This window comes from Chryseobacterium sp. FG46, assembly GCF_057809135.1.
In genome coordinates this window covers 1-301 of the sequence record NZ_JBMDJJ010000083.1, presented here as the reverse complement: position 1 = coordinate 301, position 301 = coordinate 1, and the positions used below count along the sequence as shown (strand labels likewise).

The 301-nt window shown below is 45.5% G+C and carries 1 tRNA gene; it reads right to left on the bottom strand.

What is annotated here, in order from left to right:
- Positions 1 to 135: 135 nt before the first annotated feature.
- Positions 136 to 207: transfer RNA gene (locus tag ACODR7_RS21590), tRNA-Thr, on the bottom strand.
- Between the last annotated feature and the right edge of the window lie 94 nt (positions 208 to 301).

Sequence of the window (301 nt, the reverse complement as noted above, 5' to 3'; positions counted from 1 at the left end):
TCTATTCAGATTATCCAAACTTTTTGCTTAGCCCCCAACTTTTGCGCTTGATCCACTTTTGCGCTTGATCCCCTTTATGTTCTAATCTTAAATTTGGGCATAAAAAAATCCCGAAGAAAATTCGGGAAAATCGAGAGCCAACTACGGGACTTGAACCCGTGACCTCTTCCTTACCAAGGAAGCACTCTACCGCTGAGCTAAGTCGGCATCAACTAAAAAAATCACACTAAGTAGCGTGATTTTTCGTTGAGCGGAAGACGGGGGTCGAACCCGCGACATTCAGCTTGGAAGGCTGACGCTC